General features: G+C 55.2%; 18 protein-coding genes. 14 read left to right on the top strand and 4 right to left on the bottom strand.

Annotation, left to right across the window (positions count from 1 at the left end; genetic code table 11):
- Positions 1-126 precede the first annotated feature (126 nt).
- From ACX5K5_RS09010 to ACX5K5_RS09000, 3 genes are all read left to right on the top strand, one after another.
- A complete protein-coding gene (locus ACX5K5_RS09010; protein WP_096254682.1) occupies positions 127-1,026 on the top strand; it encodes a VOC family protein in 900 nt (299 codons plus the stop codon).
- Between the two features lie 81 nt (positions 1,027-1,107).
- On the top strand, positions 1,108-2,076 hold the full coding sequence (locus ACX5K5_RS09005) for an epimerase (protein WP_346059930.1): 969 nt from the start codon (positions 1,108-1,110) through the stop codon (positions 2,074-2,076).
- A gap of 53 nt (positions 2,077-2,129) precedes the next feature.
- A complete protein-coding gene (locus tag ACX5K5_RS09000; RefSeq protein ID WP_459174315.1) occupies positions 2,130-2,795 on the top strand; it encodes a pentapeptide repeat-containing protein in 666 nt (221 codons plus the stop codon).
- Between the two features lies 1 nt (position 2,796).
- Here the strand turns inward: ACX5K5_RS09000 and ACX5K5_RS08995 are convergent, their stop codons facing one another.
- Entirely contained in the window at positions 2,797-3,732 is a 936-nt protein-coding gene (locus ACX5K5_RS08995; protein ID WP_459174314.1) for a LysR family transcriptional regulator, read from the bottom strand.
- Positions 3,733-3,810: 78 nt separating this feature from the next.
- Here ACX5K5_RS08995 and ACX5K5_RS08990 point away from each other — a divergent pair, with 78 nt between their 5' ends.
- Positions 3,811-5,550, top strand: a complete 1,740-nt coding sequence (locus ACX5K5_RS08990; RefSeq protein WP_441663962.1) for an FAD-binding protein — start codon at positions 3,811-3,813, stop codon at positions 5,548-5,550.
- A gap of 80 nt (positions 5,551-5,630) precedes the next feature.
- Here the strand turns inward: ACX5K5_RS08990 and ACX5K5_RS08985 are convergent, their stop codons facing one another.
- The gene (locus tag ACX5K5_RS08985; RefSeq protein WP_096254686.1) at positions 5,631-7,313 is read right to left on the bottom strand and encodes an ABC-F family ATP-binding cassette domain-containing protein; all 1,683 of its coding nucleotides are present in this window, start codon (positions 7,311-7,313) and stop codon (positions 5,631-5,633) included.
- A 116-nt stretch (positions 7,314-7,429) separates the two neighbouring features.
- Here ACX5K5_RS08985 and ACX5K5_RS08980 point away from each other — a divergent pair, with 116 nt between their 5' ends.
- The 3 genes from ACX5K5_RS08980 (at position 7,430) to ACX5K5_RS08970 (ending at position 11,946) form a co-directional block, all read left to right on the top strand.
- The gene (locus ACX5K5_RS08980) at positions 7,430-8,344 is read left to right on the top strand and encodes a DUF6578 domain-containing protein (protein ID WP_188686124.1); all 915 of its coding nucleotides are present in this window, start codon (positions 7,430-7,432) and stop codon (positions 8,342-8,344) included.
- Positions 8,345-8,514: 170 nt separating this feature from the next.
- Positions 8,515-11,112: an esterase-like activity of phytase family protein gene (locus tag ACX5K5_RS08975; RefSeq protein ID WP_459174313.1), complete on the top strand. Its 2,598-nt coding sequence runs from the start codon at positions 8,515-8,517 to the stop codon at positions 11,110-11,112.
- Between the two features lie 102 nt (positions 11,113-11,214).
- Positions 11,215-11,946 carry a Type 1 glutamine amidotransferase-like domain-containing protein gene (locus ACX5K5_RS08970; RefSeq protein WP_459174312.1) on the top strand — a complete coding sequence of 244 codons (732 nt, stop codon included), beginning with the start codon at positions 11,215-11,217 and terminating at the stop codon, positions 11,944-11,946.
- A 133-nt stretch (positions 11,947-12,079) separates the two neighbouring features.
- On the opposite strand, the gene ACX5K5_RS08965 is transcribed toward ACX5K5_RS08970, so the two are convergent.
- Positions 12,080-12,439 carry a hypothetical protein gene (locus tag ACX5K5_RS08965; protein ID WP_096254690.1) on the bottom strand — a complete coding sequence of 120 codons (360 nt, stop codon included), beginning with the start codon at positions 12,437-12,439 and terminating at the stop codon, positions 12,080-12,082.
- Positions 12,440-12,657: 218 nt separating this feature from the next.
- Between ACX5K5_RS08965 and ACX5K5_RS08960 the strand changes: the two genes are divergently transcribed.
- A complete protein-coding gene (locus tag ACX5K5_RS08960; RefSeq protein ID WP_229677138.1) occupies positions 12,658-13,740 on the top strand; it encodes a PLP-dependent cysteine synthase family protein in 1,083 nt (360 codons plus the stop codon).
- Here the strand turns inward: ACX5K5_RS08960 and ACX5K5_RS08955 are convergent.
- The gene (locus tag ACX5K5_RS08955) at positions 13,737-14,351 is read right to left on the bottom strand and encodes a DUF2249 domain-containing protein (protein WP_459174311.1); all 615 of its coding nucleotides are present in this window, start codon (positions 14,349-14,351) and stop codon (positions 13,737-13,739) included. The genes ACX5K5_RS08960 and ACX5K5_RS08955 overlap by 4 nt on opposite strands.
- 134 nt (positions 14,352-14,485) lie before the next feature.
- Here ACX5K5_RS08955 and ACX5K5_RS08950 point away from each other — a divergent pair, with 134 nt between their 5' ends.
- From ACX5K5_RS08950 to nrdI, 6 genes are all read left to right on the top strand, one after another.
- The gene (locus ACX5K5_RS08950) at positions 14,486-15,265 is read left to right on the top strand and encodes a YggS family pyridoxal phosphate-dependent enzyme (protein WP_188686122.1); all 780 of its coding nucleotides are present in this window, start codon (positions 14,486-14,488) and stop codon (positions 15,263-15,265) included.
- 83 nt (positions 15,266-15,348) lie between these two features.
- Positions 15,349-17,073 carry a ubiquinone-dependent pyruvate dehydrogenase gene (gene poxB / locus ACX5K5_RS08945; RefSeq protein WP_188686119.1) on the top strand — a complete coding sequence of 575 codons (1,725 nt, stop codon included), beginning with the start codon at positions 15,349-15,351 and terminating at the stop codon, positions 17,071-17,073.
- Between the two features lie 96 nt (positions 17,074-17,169).
- Positions 17,170-17,919 carry a YggS family pyridoxal phosphate-dependent enzyme gene (locus tag ACX5K5_RS08940; protein ID WP_096254694.1) on the top strand — a complete coding sequence of 250 codons (750 nt, stop codon included), beginning with the start codon at positions 17,170-17,172 and terminating at the stop codon, positions 17,917-17,919.
- Entirely contained in the window at positions 17,916-18,734 is an 819-nt protein-coding gene (locus ACX5K5_RS08935; protein WP_096254695.1) for a PfkB family carbohydrate kinase, read from the top strand. The genes ACX5K5_RS08940 and ACX5K5_RS08935 overlap by 4 nt, the downstream gene beginning before the upstream one ends.
- A gap of 445 nt (positions 18,735-19,179) precedes the next feature.
- Positions 19,180-19,410 (top strand): glutaredoxin-like protein NrdH, encoded by a 231-nt coding sequence (nrdH, locus tag ACX5K5_RS08930; protein WP_096254696.1) that lies wholly within the window; start codon positions 19,180-19,182, stop codon positions 19,408-19,410.
- A gap of 67 nt (positions 19,411-19,477) precedes the next feature.
- Positions 19,478-19,960 carry a class Ib ribonucleoside-diphosphate reductase assembly flavoprotein NrdI gene (nrdI, locus tag ACX5K5_RS08925; protein ID WP_346059938.1) on the top strand — a complete coding sequence of 161 codons (483 nt, stop codon included), beginning with the start codon at positions 19,478-19,480 and terminating at the stop codon, positions 19,958-19,960.
- Position 19,961: the final 1 nt, after the last annotated feature.

Here is a 19,961-nt window from a genome sequence, read left to right as displayed (position 1 = left end):
CCCTATTTACCTCAACGTTCTGCCGGAGTAGCGTGAACGGGGCAACCGGAGTGTGGCTTCTGGTCATCCAAAAGCTGAATGTGCGGGCACTGTGACCGGTTTTCTTACCACCAGGAGTGACCGAGCATGCAAAAGTTCATCCCCAACCTCTGGTTTGCCGGCAACGCCGAAGAAGGCGGTCAGTTTTACAGCGGAATTTTCCCTGATACCTCCTCTTTTGTGGAGTCCCGGTACCCCACTGAGGGGCTGCTCGAATTCCAGGAGCCGTTAGCCGGACAACCACTCACCGTGACGCTGAACATCGCCGGAACGCAACTTGCGCTGGTCAACGCGGGCAATCACTTCACTCCCAACCCGTCTATTTCATTTATGCTCAGCTTTGATCCGGCTAACTATTCCGATGACGCCGAAGCTGCAGACAAAGCACTATCCCAAACATGGGAGAAGCTTGTTGACGGGGGCACTGTATTGATGGCGCTGGATACTTACCCATTTAGTGGGTTGTATGGGTGGGTGCAAGATCGATACGGAATTAGTTGGCAGCTCATGCGGACCGAAGCCGGACAGAGTGAAACCTTCGTTACCCCGGCGCTGATGTTTGGGGGAGCCGCCCAGAACCAAGCGGTACCGGCGGTTGATTTTTACGTCCAGGTTTTTGCCGACGCTCAAGTGGGCAGCCGTTTCCCTTATCCTGAAGCAACGGAAGTCACTACCGAGGGCGCCGTGATGTTTAGCGACTTCAAAATGGCGGGGCAGAATTTTGCCGCCATGGACTCTGCCGTAGCTCAACCATTCACCTTCACCCCAGGCATATCCCTTGAGGTTCAATGCGAAGACCAGTCGGAGATCGACCGGCTCTGGGAGGCTCTTTCGGCCGTGCCCGAAGCGGAGCAATGTGGTTGGTTGCAAGACAAATATGGGGTGAGCTGGCAAGTCGTTCCGAATAACATGGGCGAGCTGATGTCTCGTCCCGGCGCCTTCGAAAAGTTGCTGCAAATGAAAAAATTGGTGATCGAAGACTTCTAGCAATTGTGCTCTCGGGCAGCACCGGTGATAGCTTGACACCAAGTTGCGGTTCCCACCGTGCCGCGGGATGGAGACCACAGGATGTCGGTACGTCGTGCAGTAATCGCAGGGGCTTCCGGGTTCATCGGAGAACGTCTGCGCAGTGAGCTCTCGGGCCAAGGCTACGAGATAGCGATTATTGGCCGCAGCGGGCCAATTTGTTGGGATGACCAGGACGCCATTGACTGCGCGGTCAATGGCGCGGAACTCTTGATTAACTTGGCTGGGAAGAACGTGGGTTGCCGGTACAGCTCCAAGGCACGTAACGAAATTCTGAATTCACGAGTGCAGACAACTCGGATATTGCACGATGCGGTTTCCAATGCCACGACACCACCAAAATTATGGCTAAACGCCTCCACTGCGACCATTTATCGTCACGCGATGGACCATCCCAATACTGAAAGCACCGGGCAACTCGGTGTCGGATTCTCCGTGGACGTCGCCAGAAACTGGGAGCGGGAGTTTTTGCGCGGTGAGCTTCCGAGCACTCGGCGAGTCGCTCTTCGCATGGCGATTGTGCTCGGTGATGGACCGGCTACGCAAAAACTCGTGTCGCTAGCCAAGTGGGCAGTGGGCGGTCCGCAAATCGACGGTTGGTGGCCATCGCATACGCGCTACCGTGGCATTGGACCAGACCCCACCGGGCCGAGGCGGAGCGGTTTTTATCGCACGCAAGGCCAGCAACGATTTAGCTGGATCCACCTTGATGATGTGATCGGGGCAATTTGGCATATTCAGGAGAATCCAGGAATTTCCGGCCCGGTAAATCTCAGCTCGCCTCAACCAGTGACCAATACCGAACTTATGGCGGGTTTGCGACGAGTCGCTGGCAGAAGGTTCGGCTTACCGGCGTATCGTTGGATGCTTGAACCTGCGATGTTCGTGCTCCGGGTTGAACCGGAAATGCTGTTGAAGTCTCGGTGGGTACTGCCCGAGGTTCTTCTACAGTCGGGCTATAAATTTAGCTGGCCGGATCTATATCCGGCGCTGGTAGACATTGCAGACTAAAGGACGTGCATCGTGATTGAATATCACGGTGCGCTTGTGAGAGGAACCTAGGCATGGCCCGTGGAAAGACAACCGGGGCTGCCCCGCGTATCAGAAACTTCCAACTACCTGATCTTGAGGTAGGAACTATTGAAGACCTGTTGGGTGGTGGATATGTTGAGGTATTACATTTCACCGGCTTTGATCAGTCCCTACTAGATTTAACCGATGGGCGGCTCGAAGATTGCTTGCTCTCAGAGATGAACATCGGCGAGCTGTCCATGCGTAATGCACGGTACATTCAATGCGAATTTAAACAGCTCAGTGCACCGATTCTTGAGGGAGCGGGCTCCACGCTCAACGATGTGCGAGTGTCCCATAGTCGTTTTGGATCCGCAGATTTCTCAGACTCTTCGCATGACTCGGTGGTCTTTGAACACTGCAAATTTGGCTGGGTAAACCTTCGCACGGCACAACTTCGCGATGTTGTTTTTCGTGATTGCAGCTTTGATGAAATAGATCTTCAACTAGTTAAGGCGCAGCGCGTCAAATTTGAGAATTGTCGTACCGGAGCATTAAATGTTGAACGCGCTGGCCTCAGTTCGGTTGATTTGACTGGCCTTGAAATTGAGCAAGTCCAAGGCATCGAAGGGTTACGCGGTGCGTTGATCAGTGAACAGCAACTCATATCCCTCTCTCGCGAGTTTGCCGCTCATCTTGGAATACGAGTTATGGACTGAGTTAGTCACCGAGCTGCAAACTGGTGATTCTTGGCTGCCGTGAGGCGAGCATAGTAGTGGTGTGAAGAATGATCTCCTGCATGGCCGCTGCCGCGCGAGTTAAGCTGACGTCCTTGCGATGGGCTAGTCCAATGGTTCGCGTCAATCGTGGATTTTGAAGCGCAATAGCTGTCAGCCCGGGACGGTCCACAAGTACCGTGGCTGGCACAATTGCGACCCCTAACCCGACCTCAACAAAGCGTAGTACCGCGTCCATTTCGCCGCCCTCTAGCACCGCGTTCGGCGCGAGATTCCGAGAACTGTAGGCCTCCATGGTGCTTGCTCGTAGGTCGTAACTTTGCGAAAAAACGATCTGGGGTAGTCGTGACAGGGTTTTTAGATCAATGGATTCTTTCCCTAGAAGCCGTGGGTTGCTACTGGAGTCGATGACAACGAGTTCTTCGGCGAGTAACGGCAGGCTTTCCAAGTTTTTCTGCGGGACTGCGTGTTCCGAAGTGACGATCAGTGCAAGATCAAGTTGTCCACCGTCTAGCTCATCCAGCAGGTTTTTTGACCCTGCTTCGCTCAAATGAAGTTCAATGCCAGGGTACTGGCGATGAAATACGCCAAGGACTTCGGCGACCAATGAGACGCACAAGGTCGGAGGGGCGCCCAGCCTGACGCGACCCTTGCGTAAACCGGCTAACTCGGCCATTTCCAAACGGACGTTTTCTTCATCGGCCAGCATCCGCCGGGCCAGGGGCAATAATGCTTCGCCGGCCGCCGTCAGGGTGATATTTCCCCGTGCCCGGTGAAAGAGTTCTGACCCCAAATCCTGTTCGAGGGTTGCAATCTGACGGCTCAATGAAGGTTGCGTCAGATGCAGGTCTTCCGCCGCTCGCGTGAAGTGCCCCACCCTGGCGATGGTTGTGAAGCCCCGCAATTGCTCTAGATTCATAGTCCATAGCATACGGCTATTGAAATCATGATAATAATTCATTGGACACATGACACTTGTGGGCAGAAGCTTGAAGACATGAACTCATATACCAGCAAAGAACAGCAAATCTCAACCAGCGTTCTTGTCATCGGCACCGGTGGATCCGGATTGCGTGCGGCCATAGAACTAGCCGAGCTCGGCGTGGACGTGCTGGCAGTTGGCAAGCGTCCGCGGCATGATGCCCACACCTCCCTGGCGGCCGGCGGCATCAACGCGGCTCTGGGCACCATGGACGAAGCCGACAGCTGGCAGCAGCACGCGGCGGACACCATCAAGGAAAGTTACTTCCTTGCCGATCCACGCACGGTGCAAACGGTAGCACAGGGAGCGCAACGCGGAATCGAAGATCTAGAGCGCTACGGCATGAATTTCGCAAGGGAAGAAGACGGCAGGATTTCACAGCGTTTCTTCGGGGCCCATAAATTCCGCCGGACCGCATTTGCCGGGGATTACACCGGCCTAGAAATTCAGCGCACACTGATCCGACGTGCTGAACAACTTCAAATCCCCATCCTGGACACCGTGTACATCACCAGATTGCTGGTCAAAGACAATCAAATTTTTGGCGCCTACGGTTTCGACATCAACAACGGAACCCGATACCTCATTCATGCAGACTCGGTGATCTTGGCCGCCGGAGGGCACAACCGGATTTGGCGGCGCAGTTCATCGCGCCGAGACGAAAACACCGGCGATTCATTCCGTTTGGCCGTCGAAGCCGGTGCTCGACTGCGGGACCCGGAATTGGTTCAATTTCATCCCTCGGGCATCATCGAACCAGAATCGGTCGCCGGAACTTTGATCTCCGAAGCGGCCCGTGGCGAAGGCGGCATCTTGCGTAACGCGCTGGGGGAACGATTCATGGAAAACTACGATCCACAGCGCATGGAACTTTCCACTCGTGACCGGGTGGCGCTGGCAGCCTACACAGAGATCCGCGAAGGCAGGGGGACCCCCAAGGGTGGTGTTTGGCTCGACGTTTCACATCTGCCACGGGCAGTCATCATGGATCGCTTGCCACGGGTCTATCAGACGATGCTTGAAGAACAGATGCTCGATATTACCCGCGAACCTATCGAAATCGCACCCACCGCCCACTACTCGATGGGCGGGGTCTGGGTGGACCCCTATGATCATTCAAGCGAGGTGGATGGACTGTACGCCATTGGCGAGGCCTCCAGTGGGTTGCACGGAGCCAACCGGCTAGGCGGTAATTCCTTGATTGAACTTCTGGTCTTTGGCCGCATCGTGGGCCAGGCGGCCGCAAAATACTCGCGGTCGTTGGATTCCCAGCCTCGCAGTGCCGAAGCGATCAACACTGCACGTGCCGATATTGATGAGCTGCTTGCCAGTGACGGAGCCGAAAATGTCCGCGCTTTACAGCGTGCCATCCGCGATCTGATGACTGAGCACGCTGGGGTAGTGCGTGACGAACAAGGCCTGCTCAGCGGTTTGAAAAAACTTGACGACGTGGAAGCACGCATGGACAACATAGGTATACATCCCGATATCGCAGGTTTCCAAGATCTTGCGCACGCATTCGATTTGAAGTCCGCGGCGCTTTCGGCTCGGGCCACTTTGGAAGCAGCCTTGGAACGGCGCGAGACTCGCGGATGCCATAACCGAAGCGACTTCCCGGACATGGATCCACAACTACAGGTCAATCTCGTGTGGTCAGCGAAGTCGGGAATAACTCGGGAACCCATCGTGGATGTCCCTGACGAAATAGCTGAGCTCATTGAAGAAGTTTCAAGCGCCGGCAAACTTGTTGAATGATCGATCCGAATAAACAGTCGCCCACGAATACCTAGAAGGTAATCGCGGGCGACTGTTTTTCGGGACAAACTAGTGGTGAACTACCGATCTCGTTCTACACGTTTTTCGTCCCACACGGGAGTATCGGATTCGTAGACCTTGCCGTCTGAGCCGAAGACGAGGAAGCGGTCGAAAGATCTCGCAAACCAACGATCGTGTGTCACCGCAAGCACGGTGCCTTCAAATGAATCGATGGCACGCTCCAGCGCCTCGCCAGAGTGCAGGTCCAAGTTATCGGTCGGTTCATCGAGCAAGAGCAGGGTGGCTCCGGAGAGTTGCAATAGCAGAATCTGGAAGCGTGCCTGCTGTCCACCGGAGAGTGACTCGAATTTCTGCTCGGCTTGGCCAGCTAATCCATATCCATCCAACGCCCCAGAGGCAGCCTCACGGGCCATACCTGAACGATGTTCGTCACCGCGATGCAAGATCTCCAGCAAGGTGCGGCCAAATAGATCTGGGCGGGTATGCGTCTGGGCAAAGTAGCCCGGACGGATACGGGCACCGAGCTTGACCGTACCTTCATGGGGTACCTCGGCGAGCTCGACGTCCGAAACGGGAAGGTGTTCGCGTTCCGGATCGGTACCGCCTGCAGCTAATAGGCGCAGGAAGTGAGATTTTCCTGAACCGTTGGACCCCAGCACACCGACACGGTCGCCGAACCAGATTTCATTGCTAAAGGGCTTCATCAAGCCGGTGAGTCCAAGTTTCTCGGCGACTATGGCGCGCTTGGCGGTGCGTCCACCCTTCAAGCGCATCTGCACATTTTGTTCCAGGGGGATAGCTTGGGGTGGACCAGCCTCTAAGAACCTGTCTAGCCGTGTTTGCGCCGCATGGTAGCGGTTGGCCATGTCGGACCGGAACGCGGCTTTGGTCTTATACATGATGACCAATTCCTTGAGTTTGGAATGCTCCTCATCCCAGCGCTTGCGCAGTTCTTCGAAGCGCTCATTGCGTTCCTTGCGTGCCTCGACGTAGGAACCGAAAGAGCCGCCATGGATCCACGCCGTGGCACCTCCATGACCTGGTTCTAAGGTAACGATTCGGGTTGCAGCGTTGTTCAACAGTTCACGATCGTGGCTAATAAAGAGCACAGTTTTGGGGGAGCGAGCCATCATTGCCTCAAGCCAGCGTTTGCCCGGTACATCGAGGTAGTTGTCAGGCTCGTCGAGGAGTAGCAAATCGTCGTTGCCTTCAAAAAGGGCTTCTAAGACGAGGCGTTTTTGTTCGCCGCCGGACAAGGTGCGTGCCAAGCGTTCTTCTGCCTTGTCGAAAGGTATGCCAAGCGCTGCCATGCAGACTTTGTCCCACGTGGTTTCGAGTTCGTAACCACCGGCATCACCCCAGGCAATGATCGCTTCGGCGTAGCGCATATGGACTTTTTCATCATCGCTCACCAGCATCTTGGCTTCACAGGCGGAGACCTTGGCAGCAGCAGCGGCTAGCTCTGGGGCGGCCGTTGAAAGTAGTAAATCCTTGACCGTAGATTCATCGCGGACTTGCCCGACGAACTGACGCATGATGCCCATCGAACCCGATCGGTTGATGGCACCTTCATCGGCCTTCAGATCACCGGAAATGATCTTGATCAAGGTAGTTTTGCCCGTGCCATTAGGACCGATCAACGCGGTTTTGGAACCCGCACTGACCTTGAAAGTGACTCCGCCCAGCAACTGTGTGCCATCGGAGAGGAAGTATTGGATTTCGGTAACGTCGATATGTGCCACCAAGCCATCCTAACCGTGATTGGCTTTGAGACTCATTTGAGCACAGCGGACAGGCTAAGCGGAGGCTGGAAGTTTTGGCTATATCCCGCTTGCCCTTCAGGCACTAGATTGAGTACATGCAGATCAAGGCAAATATCGATGGCTGGGCTCACGCCTGTTGCGGTCCGGCGTTTAGTACTGGAGACACCGTTGAATGGGTGATGGCGCAGCTGCGTTCGCCGCGGGGCGAGGTGAGCTTCGAACTAGATGATCATGACCAGCTCAGCGATTCGGGTGTCCCGGTTAGCTCGGTGACAGCCCGAATTGTGTCCATTGAGCTTGTAGATAGACACTACGTCGCGGCCATCGGCGATCCGCGTCAAATGATTGCCTCCGAGGAGCCTGCCCGGATCACGGAAGTTATCCATATCCCCGCGGGAACGGACTTTGACCACGATTCGATCATCGTCTGCTTAGACGTTCTAGATCCTGCTTCGCTTCCACCAGTTCATGAATGGGACCCGCAAATGGAGTTCGAAGTTCCCGACGAAATTGAGCAGCAGCGTTCCGCTCGAACCGCCAGTTACCAGGAGTCCGAACTTCGAGAACAATTTGCCAAACTTCTCGAGCGGTTAACAAAAACCTATGAAACTGTGGCCTCCGTACGCTTTGATCAGCTAGGTAACGCCTCGTTGGTCCCCACCAATGAAGAAGCCGCATCTGTTCACTGGATTCTGGAATTTGCGACGGACAAGCCGCGGATCATCGCAGACATCGCGCAAGCCGAATGGGAATTTGAACTCGATGAACAACACATTGACCTGCTCGGGCAGATCATCGAGGCAGCAGCCAGAGGGCAGATTACCGACCGCCGTCGTGGATGGCGGATGAAGGCGATGTTCATGGAAATGGTGATCGAACTTGATTCGGGTCAGAAGCTTAAACAGCACCAGAAAATCGAAGGCTACTTCGGCAAGGGAAACTTCGGCATCGTCGGGTCGATGGGAGATCGTATGGAACGTGGAAATCATCGGTATGCGCCCTGGCGGTAGGACATAGGTGGAGGACATCGGTACCCCGATTCGCTTTGCACATGTTCGTCTCGGTTAACTTCGAATTCATCAGCTGGTAGCTATGGTTTGCCAATCTTAGGAGGGCATTGCAAGCAAACACTAAGCATTATGGGGGAACAACTCACGTGAATCGAGCTGCAAGAAAATCAGTGGGCGTCCTCGCCGCCGCGATTGTGGTCGGTGCTGCCGGTATTGCACCATTAACTTTGGCGGACACTGCAACCGCGGAGTCAGGAAACTACTTTGAGCGCATCTCCACCTATCCGGTTTACCAGAACCATCCGGAGGGCGTAGCGGCTGAAACTGCCTCGGAAATTTCCACCGTCTCCGAGGACGGGAAAACGCTGATCTACTCGGACGCGCTGTCGCGTCAGGTTGGATTTCTGGATATTTCTGATCCGTCCAACCCCCAAGGGCTGGGAACACTTGCACTACACCAGCTCGGTAGCCCGGAAGACGAACCCACCAGTGTTGCCGCGTACGGTGACTTCGTTTTTGTCGTAGTAAATACCTCGGAAAGCTATGCGAACCCTTCGGGGCGGGTTGACGTTGTGCGCATCGCCGATCGTAGTCTGGTCCGCAGCATCGAGCTTGTAGGGCAGCCGGACTCGATCGCAATTTCTAAAGACGGCGCCTACGCCGCGATAGCCATTGAAAACGAACGTGATGAGGATGCTGGCGACGGCGGCCTGCCCCAGGCTCCAGCTGGATCCGTCCAGATTCTTGACTTGGTCGGTGCCGAACCCGACGGGTGGAACATTCGCGAAGTAGCACTCACCTCAGGAACCCCAGAAAAGCCCGACGCATTGCCGATCCTTACCGAAGCCGGAATTGACACCCCACAAGATCCGGAACCCGAGTACGTCACCATTAATGCCAACAACCAATTGGCGGTAACCCTCCAAGAAAACAACGGCGTGGTCTTGATCGACCTGCCCAGCGGCAAAATAACCAAGGCTTTTAGCGCCGGCAGCGTTGATCTCAAAGATATTGACATTGAAGAAGACGGAAAACTAGATCCTACCGGGTCACTGCAGGACGTGCCGCGCGAACCAGACGCCATCGGCTGGATCCAGGACCGCTACCTAGCCACCGCCAACGAAGGGGATTGGAAAGGTGGAAGTCGCGGTTTCACAATTTTTGATTCCCACACCGGAAAAGTTGCCTGGGATGCGGGAAACAGCTTCGAGCACCTTGCACTTTCTCAAGGTCTGTTCCCGGAGAAGCGTGCAGGCAAGAAGGGGACCGAGCCAGAAGGCCTAGCCGTCGAGACCTTCAACGGCGTCGACTACCTATTTGTTGCCTCCGAGCGCGGCAACTTTGTGGCCGTCTACGAACTGAGCGATCCCACCAGCCCCAAGTATCTCCAGAGCCTGCCAACTACCAATGGGCCAGAAGGAATCCTCCCGATTCCCGGTCGTGATCTGCTGGCGATAGCCTCGGAAACCGATGAAGCCGACAAGGGTGTGCGTTCTGCGATGACACTATTCAAATTCGGGGCCACCGGCGCTCAGTTCCCAACCATCGAATCCGACATTGAAAATCTGGTGCCTTTCGGCGCATTGAGCGGCCTGAGTGCCAACCCAGCACAGCCGCACAAGCTTTTCGCGGTCAGCGACAGCGCGTATGAACCTCGTATTTACTCAATCGATACCCAGAAGTCTCCCGCGTTGATCGAAAGCTCCATACCCGTCACCCAGGATGGAGCTCCCGCCAGCCTCGATCTGGAAGGTATTGCAGCCCGCGCCGACGGTGGATTCTGGGCTGCCCACGAGGGTAAGGAAGGCACAGAAAACGCGCTGATTCGGATCGATGAAGCAGGTGCGGTCATCGACGAAGTGTCACTGCCAGAAGATGCGGTTGCTCAGCTAGAAGGCCAAGGACTCGAAGGAGTGAGTGTTCAGGGCAGCGGTGAACAAGAAGAAGTCATCTTTGCTCTGCAACGAGAAGTTCCGGGCGAGGACTTCGTTCGGATCGGCAAGTACACCCCAGCTAGCGCAGAGTTCGTCTGGTACGGATATCAGCTTGAACCTGCGGGTGAAGATGATTCGTGGAATGGACTCTCAGAAATCACTGGATTACCTGACGGGAAATTCGCTGTAATCGAGCGTGACAAACGCATCGGCGAAGATGCGCAATTGAAGGCCATCTATCAGTTCGAGCTCCCCGAAGTAGCTTCCGACGAGGTGACCATTCTGGACAAGTCCTTGGCAAAAGACGTCCTGCCGGTGCTCGAAGCAACGCACGGCCGCACTCAAGAGAAGCTTGAGGGGCTAACAATTTCCGGTGCTGGTGATGTTTTTGTTGTTACCGACAATGATGCCGTGGATGACGCGAGCGGTGAGACAGTATTTGCTAATTTGGGTTCCGTAAACGAGGTGTTCGGAACATCCGAGCAGCCAACCGAATCGGAGTCCCCATCTGAGTCCCCACGGCAGAGCGGGTCTCCGCAGCAAAGCGAGACTCCAGAAGGTAGCGAGCAGCCGACACCGTCGCCGGTGCCGTCTTCTTCCCTTGAAGCTACGCAGAGTCCGGAAGTTGTGGACAGCGAAAGCGAGTCGCCGCCAGCTGGAAGCTCGCAGCCAGAGCCGAGCTCGACTCCCACGGATGAGCCAGCGAAACCGGAGAGCGAGCGTCTAGCCGACACCGGCGTCAACAGCTTGTGGCTGATTCCTGTCGGATTGGTGATGGCAGGCCTTGGAGTGGCCGCTGCCATGAAGACTTCGCGGGCACGCCGGCAACGGTAGGTAGAAACTCAACAACTATCAGGGTTACTCAGGATCATCCTGAGTAGCCCTGATAGTTGGCGCTGGTGTACCGCAAGAGAGCCGCTGCGCTACGCTGATCGCGTGAGCATTTTTCTCGTGGGTGGCGGCGTACCTGATACGCCTGTATATGAGCCAATCTTGGACGCATTTGTCCAGGATGTTCTCGAGAACAGAACGCATGAGGGTGAGCCAATTCTGGCTCTGGCCCTTTTTGACTATGAGGGCAGTGGTCAACATTTTCTTCCTGCCTACTCGACACCCATAGAAGAACGTATCCCTTGTCAGATCCGGCCAGTATATCTGCGTCTCGGTAGGCCTACCGACCCTGCGAGCTTCGAGAATGTGGATGGAATTATTGTCTGTGGCGGCCCCACACCAGAGTATCTAGCCAGTTTGCGCACTTGCGCGGAGACTATTCGAGGAGCCGTAAATCGGGGGATTCCGTATATGGGGTTCTCTGCCGGCGCGATGATCGCTCCCAGAAATGCACTGATTGGCGGATATTTTTCTGACGGGATTGAAATCTGCTCGGAAGAATCCTCAGAGAACCTGAAGGAGATCACATTTGCGGACGGGCTTGGGCTGACCCCGTTTACCGTCGAGGTGCACGCGGCCCAAGCGGGGACACTGGGACGAGCCATAGCTACCGTTGAAAGAAATCTTACCGAGATGTCCATGGCGATTGATGAAGACACCGCGGTTGTTGTCGAGTCGGCGAATCCATCGAATCTCAAAGTTTTGGGCGCTGGGCATGTCTGGGTTGTGACACGCAATGCGGAATCAATAAATGTGGAGCTACGCACCAGCAACTGAGCTGGTACGGAATTCAGAGCTTAAGACGTACTCGACACGAAGCGTTCAGCGGCGGCGGGCGCTGAACGCAAAAACCGTGGCCCTGAAAAATCAGAACCACGGTTTTTGCGACGTTTAGGTCATGCAGACATTGTTAGTGCGCGGCACTCTTCTTGGTGCTCGCAACTACTACAGCGATGATAGCGGCAACAATGGTGCCCACTAGCAGAAGCTTGCCACTCTTGCATGAAGACTTTTGTGGAGCACCCAGTTTCTGCTGTGCGGTCTTCACTGCGCTTTCAACCGATGAACGGGTGCGCTTCGCGGCCTTTGAATTGCCGGTGACGTTTTCGATCAGGCTGGCGCCTGCGTTGCCGATAGCTTCACCGTTGACTCCGGAGATGGCGTTATTCCAAGTCTCGCGAAGATCCTTCGGGAGTTCTGCCTTGGCTGACTTCGCTAGTTTATTCAGCGATTTCTCAACTTCTTTGAAACTCTTAGCAGTCTTTGACATCTTAAACCTACTCTCGTCGAGGATCCCGGGGTTGTTACTTGTGGTAACTCGGGCCACTCAATCTACCCTAGCCAGCCTAAAGATAACTCTCAATAGCATAGGGTTTAGCTCACCGCGAACTCACAGGAAAGTGGAGCCAGCAGCGTAGCCCTGACACCTCGGTTTTTGACCAAGCCGGTGCTGATCGCAAGCCAATAGACTAGAGATAGAGTAGGTGCGTGACTGAGCAGATAAGCAAACCAAATCATTGGGTCCGGAACGCTATTGCATTGCTTGACGCGGATGCCAATCGTAGCGCCGATACCCACCTTCACGTTTTTCCCCTACCTAAAGAGTGGGGGATAGACCTCTATCTCAAAGACGAGTCGGTACATCCCACCGGGTCCCTTAAACACCGTTTAGCTCGTTCGTTGTTGCTCTATGGTTTGGTCAACGGAAGAATTGGTGAACACACCACGCTGGTGGAAGCATCCAGCGGATCTACCGCGGTTTCTGAAGCCTATTTCGCTCGCATGCTTGGGCTGCCGTTTATTGCTGTGGTCCCCAGAAGCACCAGTAGCGAGAAAATCGAACTTATCGAGTTCTACGGGGGACGCTGCCATCTGGTTGAAAAAGCAGGCGAAGTAGATCTTGCCGCTCGCCGACTGGCTGAAGAATCTGAAGGTTACTACTTAGACCAGTTCACCTATGCCGAGCGAGCAACTGATTGGCGCGGAAACAACAACATCGCGGAGTCGGTCTTCTCGCAGCTTTCCGCCGAGCGGCACCCGATCCCATCATGGATTGTCGTTGGTGCAGGTACCGGAGGCACCTCGGCAACCTTTGGCAGATATGTGCGTTACCGCCAACATGATACCCAAGTGGCCGTGGCCGACCCGGAAAACTCGTCTTTTTATGAAGGATGGCGTACCGGAAATATGAGCCACTCAACCGGCCTTGGCTCACGCATCGAGGGAATTGGGCGACCAAGCGTCGAACCCTCTTTTGTGCCCGGAGTCATCGACCATATGATCCAGGTACCTGATGCAGGATCGCTCGCTGCCATGTACCTGCTGCGGGCACATACCCGACACTGGACCGGTGGGTCCACCGGAACGAACCTCTACGCGGTCTTCCAAATTATTGCTGGCATGCTCGAACGCGGTGAGCAAGGAAGTATTGTCACGCTCATTTGTGACTCCGGCGAGCGCTATGCGAACACCTATTACAACCAGCAATGGTTGGATGAGCAAGGACTAGATCTTGCCCCGCACCGGGTGAAGCTTGAACATTTTCTGGAAACTGGACGTTTCGAGGCTTAGTCGTTCTTTGTTCGCAGCGTAGGCATAAGACCGAGCGTCTTCTTGCGCTGGTGAACCGAGAAGTATTTAAGTCCGTGTACGCCTGCCACGAAGTGTCTCCGGGAACGCGCCGGAAGGTAGAGCACGTCACCGAGATTTAAGGAGATTGAATCTATTTCGGTGTGTAAGGTGCCGGTGCCTTCAAACACGTGGATGAGCACATCAAGGGCTGGTCCGCGGTGTTCGCCGATTTCCTGGTTTGGCTGCAGCGCGATGATATTCGCGTCGAGGTCTCTGGCATCGGGTTCGAGTTTCCAGATGGCTCCGTCGAGCGTGTTTTCTTGTTCCCCTAGCCATGCGGTGTTTGTCATGATTCGTGGAGCCGGGGTGCTGGCGAGTTTGGTAATGATGATTTCCCAGTCCCCACCGATTCGTTCGGTGGCTTGCCAAGTGTAGGTGCCAGGCAGATTCCGTTCGAACTCTTTGTGCAGGTTTACCGGCTCATGATCGTTGAGCAGGCTCAGGTAGCCGCCGGCCGGTAGGGCGTTGTAAGCTGCCATGATTTTTGGGTGGCGTTCTGCTTTCGGGATGTTTCGCACATCCACTACTTGCCCGCCGGTCTGCTCGTCCATCGATACCTCCAAAGTGCTGTGTCTGAGTAGATGCTCGTCTCCAGCCTAGTAGCTCATCAGCCTTATCTGCCTAGGGGTATTACGATGAAGTGAGATTTGGAATTTACGTCGTTAGTACTAGGAGCAGTATCTTCATGAGCCAACCAGCCTCGAATTCAAGCGCAGCGAGTTCGGCTAGTACCGTCGAGGACTTCAAAGCTAACCTCGCATCCATTCGCGAGCGGATCGCCGCAGCTGAGCTGGCCGCCGGGCGAGCGACAGGTAGTGTGCGCTTGCTGCCGGTGACCAAAACGGTACCGGAGGACCGTCTGCGTCTGGCCATTGAAGCTGGTGTGGAATGGTTGGGTGAAAACAAGGTGCAGGAAGCCGCCCGGAAAGCCGAAAATCTGGCCGATATCTCCGGACTCAAATATTCGGTAATTGGGCATCTGCAGACCAACAAAGCCAAGGACGTGGCCCGTTTTGCTCACGAGTTCCAAGCCTTGGACAACCTGCGCCAGGCTACCGCTTTGCAACGGCGTCTTGAACTAGAAGATCGCAGCTTAGACGTTTTTGTTCAAGTGAACACCTCTGGTGAAGAAACAAAATTTGGTCTGGAGCCCACGGCGGTATCAACATTCCTCAAATCCTTACCCGGGCTTGACCGTTTGCGAGTCAAGGGACTGATGACTCTGGCGATCTTCTCCACTGATCATCAGGCGGTACGCACCTGCTTCACCATGTTGCGTGAGCTACGTGATCAGGTGCGACAAGATGCGCCCGAAGGAATTGGTCTGGACGAATTGTCCATGGGCATGAGTGGAGATTTTGAGCTGGCAATTGCCGAAGGGTCCACGGTGGTTCGTGTGGGGCAAGGAATCTTTGGTGCTCGCGCGCTACCTGATTCGCATTACTGGCCAGGGTTTGCCGGATAGTCGCTAGCCAGCGAGGCGTTTTTTCTCGTAGGCTGGCGATACCAACCGGTAGAAGCCGGCCCCTTGTTTGCAGGAGGAAATTAATGCCTACCGTCGCCGAACACTTGATCGATCAGTTCTACACCCAGGGTGTTAAACGTATTTACGGAGTCCCGGGGGATTCACTCAATGGGCTGACCGACGCACTGCGGGAAAATGGGCAGATTGAATGGGTTCATCATCGCCATGAGGAAGGTGCGGCCTTCGCGGCTGCTGCCGAGGCCGAAATTACCGGAGAGCTCACCGTATGTGTGGGCTCCTGCGGACCAGGAAACCTGCACCTGATCAATGGGCTCTACGATGCCCAGCGCTCTCGGGTCCCGGTACTGGCCATCGCGGCACAGATACCCACCGAAGAAATCGGGTCGAACTATTTCCAGGAAACTCATCCGGTAGAAATTTTCCGTGGTTGTTCCGTATATGCCGAGCAGGTCTCGGATGCTAAGCAACTTCCGCGGATGCTACGTATTGCGATGCGTGAAGCAATTGAAAAGCGTGGTGTTGCGGTACTCGTCATTTCCGGTGATGTGGCCCTGTCCCAAATGGACCGTGTTCTCACTCAAGAAATCATCAAAACAAATCCGCGAGTGGTGCCCAACGAGGTGGAACTTGAACGGGCCGCGCAGCTCTTGCAGTCCTCGGCGAAGGTCACCATTCTTGCCGGAGCCGGGACCGCCGGGGCGCACGCCGAAGTCATGGAGTTGGCTGACAAGCTCGCCGCTCCTATCGTGCATTCGATGCGCGGTAAAGAACATATCGAATACGAGAACCCCTTCGATGTAGGAATGACCGGGTTGTTAGGTTTTGCCTCTGGCTTCCGAGCTATCGATGAGTGCGAGGTGCTATTGATGCTTGGCACCGACTTTCCGTATCAACAGTTCTACCCGCAGAACGCGAGCATCATTCAGGTCGATGTGCGCGGAGAGCAGCTTGGCCGCCGTACCAAGGTCGATGTCCCCTTGGTGGGTACGGTCAAAGACACGGCAGCCGCGCTCGCCGCCGTTCTGCCGCGACAGAAGAAACGTAAGCACCTAGATGACGCGTTGGCGCACTATGCAAAAACTCGCATTAAACTCGACGAGCTAGCCACCCCATCCAAGGGCAAGGCGGCCATCCACCCGCAATATTTGGCGCGGCTGATCGATCAGGCGGCGGACCCCGACGCGATCTTCACCGCAGACGTTGGTTCCCCAGTCATTTGGGCTGCCCGTTATGTGGCGATGACCGAGCAACGCCGGCTGTTAGGTTCCTTCAACCATGGGTCGATGGCCAATGCGCTCTGCCATGCGCTGGGTGCTCAGGCTATCGACCGCAACCGGCAGGTGATCGCGTTTGCCGGCGACGGGGGACTGGCGATGATGCTCGGCGAGTTGCTCACCGCGACGCAAAATAAGTTGCCTATCAAGATTGTCGTGTTTAACAACTCCTCGCTGAACTTCGTAGAACTTGAAATGAAGGCCGCAGGATTTGTCACCTACGCGACAGATCTAGAAAACCCCGACTTCGGTGCGGTCGCCAACGCCGCCGGGCTCAAGGGATACCGGGTGGAAGACTCGAATCTGCTAGAAGCCACGGTTGCTGAATTCCTTGCCTTTGATGGGCCCGCCCTCCTTGACGTGGTCACCGACAGGCAAGAAATGTCCATGCCGCCTAGCATCAAGGTGGAACAAGCTAAGGGATTCGCGCTCTACGCCATCCGAACGGTGCTTTCCGGGCGTGGCGACGAACTCTTTGACCTTGCCAAGACGAATTGGCGTCAAATGTTCTAGAACGTGAACTATGCCTATGCTTAAAGCCGGACTCGAGCTCTCGAGGCCGGCTTTTTGCAGGTAGTTTCACCAAACTGAAAGAGGCATAGGCGTTTTATGACTTCGCAACCGGCCGCAGCACAGGCGGTAACCACCGAGGATTTCTCCCGGAACTTGGCAACTGTGAATCAGAAAATCGCCGAGGCCGCATCGCGCAGTGGCCGTCAGGCCAGCGCCGTGCGACTGCTACCGGTGACCAAAACCATTGAACCTGAACGGCTGCGCCTGGCCATCGAAGCCGGTGTGCAGACGCTGGGGGAGAACAAGGTTCAAGAAGCGCTAGCTAAATCCGAGGAGTTCGCTTCCGAATATCCGACGCTACGCTACGCGGTTATTGGGCCGCTGCAAGCAAATAAGGCAAAGTTCGTGGCACGCTTTGCCCACGAATTTCACGCTCTGGATTCGCTGAAACTTGCCCAGACCCTGCAACGCCGCCTTGAGCTTGAAGAGCGCACCCTAGAAGTTTTTATCCAGGTCAATACCTCCGGTGAGGACAGCAAATCAGGTATTGCCGCCGGCGAGGTGGCCGAGTTGCTCGAAGCTATCGCACCGCTGGACCGCCTGGTCCCGCGCGGATTGATGACTATGGCTGCTAACACCACCGACGAATCAACTATTCGTGCAAGCTTCGCGTTGCTTCGCACTACCTTAGAAGAGTTGAGGGATTCCGGTGCACCGGAAGGATTTGATCAGCTCTCCATGGGCATGAGTGGTGACTTCGAACTGGCTATTGAAGAAGGAGCCACCGTAGTGCGAGTAGGCCAGGGAATCTTCGGAGCCCGCAGCTACCCCCAGGCATCGGCGTGAGCGGCTTCGAACTAGATGCTCGCCCCGTAGCCGCCGTGGTGCTCAGCTCTCAGCTAGCCTATGGCGCCGTGGGAAATAACGTCATCGCACGGATGATCGAGCGAGCAGGCCACCGAACAGTGGCGGTACCTACCGTGCTCTTAAGCAACCTGCCGCATTACCCGACGGTTTCCGGTGGTGCAATCAGTGACCAGTGGCTCTCCGGCATCTTGACTGACCTGCTGGACCGCGAGGCCTTAGCTCAAGCAAGCTACGTTGTGGTCGGCTATCTTGGGTCGCCGAGCCAAGCACGGATCATTGCCGAATGGTTCCTTGCTGCGCGCGGCCGCTACCCGCAGCTTCGGCTGATCCTGGATACCGCATTTGGGGATTCGGATGTTGGTCTTTATGCCAGTGAGGAAGTCGCTGCCAGTTACGGAGAATATCTGATTGAGCATGCGTGGCTGATGACTCCGAATGCCTTCGAACTGGAGCTGCTCACCGAGTCAAAAATCCATGATGAGCAAGACGCTGCTAACGCGGCCTTGGATTTGATGGATGCCGGACCCGACCACGTGATCGTAACCTCCGCTCCCACCGAGGACGCCGATTTTATCGGTTGCCTGTTAGTTATCGATGAGGAGAACCTAGAACAGTTCGACACTGGCCGAGTCCAGACCGAGGCAAAGGGGGCAGGAGACTGCTTCCTGGGCATGCTTACCGGTGCCTTGCTCAGTGACGTCTCACTGATCGATGCAGTGGCACAATCGGTCGCCGGGACTTCCGAAGCCCTGTCCGGGGTACACCCTGCCTTCACTGTGACTTGCGCCGAATAGGTGTTACCCACAAATCGTGTTTTACCGCGCCAAATGTCGGAAGGTGGGCGGACACTACATGTAGAGCACAAGAAATGTGGTCCGTCTAGACAGACGAAGCTGAACACGCCGAGGAACATCTCACATGAAGAATTTTTAAACCACATTGACCATTCCCAAGGTTGTGGACAAGTTTTGGTCGTCCGCGGGAAATCGCGGTTTAAATGACGGTTAATATCCACAGCTCCTGTGGACTGGCCGGTGGATGAATGACATACTTGTAATACATCATCTAGTGGCTACTTGACCGACCAAACACAAGATGTAGTATTGAACCCGTTGGTGAGTGAAACACCGAAAACACCCCAGAGACGATATTTTGGGGCATCCGCGAGGATGGCCGGGAGCGCCGAAAATGGTGCAGTCCGAGCCAAAACAAGGACTTTTAATAAGGGGAAACAGGCAAATGGCAATCACCGTTTACACGAAGCCGTCCTGCGTGCAGTGCAACGCTACATACCGCGCTTTGGACAAGCAGGGCGTCGAGTACAACAAGGTAGACATCTCGCAGGATGCCGCCGCCCTGGAGCACGTACGTGGCCTTGGCTACCAGCAAGCTCCGGTTGTTATCACCGACAACGATCACTGGTCGGGTTTCCGCCCAGACAAGATCGCTAGCTTGGCAGTAGCCAACTAGTCGGCAGTCGGACCCCACCACGGGTCCTAAGAATTATCTCGTCGAGCATCTCGCGGAGGCGACAAAAATGCCACCAACAGCCGTTGCCGATTATCGGCAAAACGCTGAGGCGAATGAAGTCACGGTGACTACCGATAGCACGCTGATTTATTTCTCCTCGGTATCGGAAAACACCCGGCGCTTCGTTGAGAAATTAGATGTCACTGCGGCTCGTATCCCGGTTTTTGCAACTGAGCCGCAACTGATCTCCACAGCACCGTATGTATTGCTCATACCAACCTACGGTGGTGAACGCGGAAAGCGTTCGATCCTTCCCCAGATCATGAAATTTCTGGGTCACGAAGCAAACCGCGCAAACTTGCGCGGAGTGATCGGCGCAGGGAACACGAACTTCGGCGAGTACTACTGCATCGCAGCTAAAAAAATTGCGGCGAAATGCAACGTACCCGTTTTATACACATTCGAACTTATGGGAACGCCAGAAGATGTTCTCAACGTCAATGAAGGGCTTGAAACCTTTTGGGCACCAGCGTCGCACAAGAAGAAGTAAC

This window comes from Glutamicibacter bergerei, assembly GCF_054495185.1.
Note: the sequence above shows the minus strand (reverse complement) of the source record. Positions and strands in the feature narration are given on the sequence as shown.

What these genes read in the sequence shown, in the direction of transcription:
- nrdI (WP_346059938.1), top strand. Translation starts at nt 19,478, where the DNA reads ATGCCACCAACAGCCGTTGCCGATTATCGGCAAAACGCTGAGGCGAAT.
- ACX5K5_RS08965 (WP_096254690.1), bottom strand. Translation starts at nt 12,439, where the DNA reads ATGTCAAAGACTGCTAAGAGTTTCAAAGAAGTTGAGAAATCGCTGAAT.
- ACX5K5_RS08995 (WP_459174314.1), bottom strand. Translation starts at nt 3,732, where the DNA reads ATGAATCTAGAGCAATTGCGGGGCTTCACAACCATCGCCAGGGTGGGG.
- ACX5K5_RS08980 (WP_188686124.1), top strand. Translation starts at nt 7,430, where the DNA reads ATGCAGATCAAGGCAAATATCGATGGCTGGGCTCACGCCTGTTGCGGT.
- ACX5K5_RS08950 (WP_188686122.1), top strand. Translation starts at nt 14,486, where the DNA reads ATGAGCCAACCAGCCTCGAATTCAAGCGCAGCGAGTTCGGCTAGTACC.
- ACX5K5_RS09000 (WP_459174315.1), top strand. Translation starts at nt 2,130, where the DNA reads ATGGCCCGTGGAAAGACAACCGGGGCTGCCCCGCGTATCAGAAACTTC.
- nrdH (WP_096254696.1), top strand. Translation starts at nt 19,180, where the DNA reads ATGGCAATCACCGTTTACACGAAGCCGTCCTGCGTGCAGTGCAACGCT.
- ACX5K5_RS09005 (WP_346059930.1), top strand. Translation starts at nt 1,108, where the DNA reads ATGTCGGTACGTCGTGCAGTAATCGCAGGGGCTTCCGGGTTCATCGGA.
- ACX5K5_RS08955 (WP_459174311.1), bottom strand. Translation starts at nt 14,351, where the DNA reads ATGGACGAGCAGACCGGCGGGCAAGTAGTGGATGTGCGAAACATCCCG.
- ACX5K5_RS08940 (WP_096254694.1), top strand. Translation starts at nt 17,170, where the DNA reads ATGACTTCGCAACCGGCCGCAGCACAGGCGGTAACCACCGAGGATTTC.
- poxB (WP_188686119.1), top strand. Translation starts at nt 15,349, where the DNA reads ATGCCTACCGTCGCCGAACACTTGATCGATCAGTTCTACACCCAGGGT.
- ACX5K5_RS09010 (WP_096254682.1), top strand. Translation starts at nt 127, where the DNA reads ATGCAAAAGTTCATCCCCAACCTCTGGTTTGCCGGCAACGCCGAAGAA.
- ACX5K5_RS08990 (WP_441663962.1), top strand. Translation starts at nt 3,811, where the DNA reads ATGAACTCATATACCAGCAAAGAACAGCAAATCTCAACCAGCGTTCTT.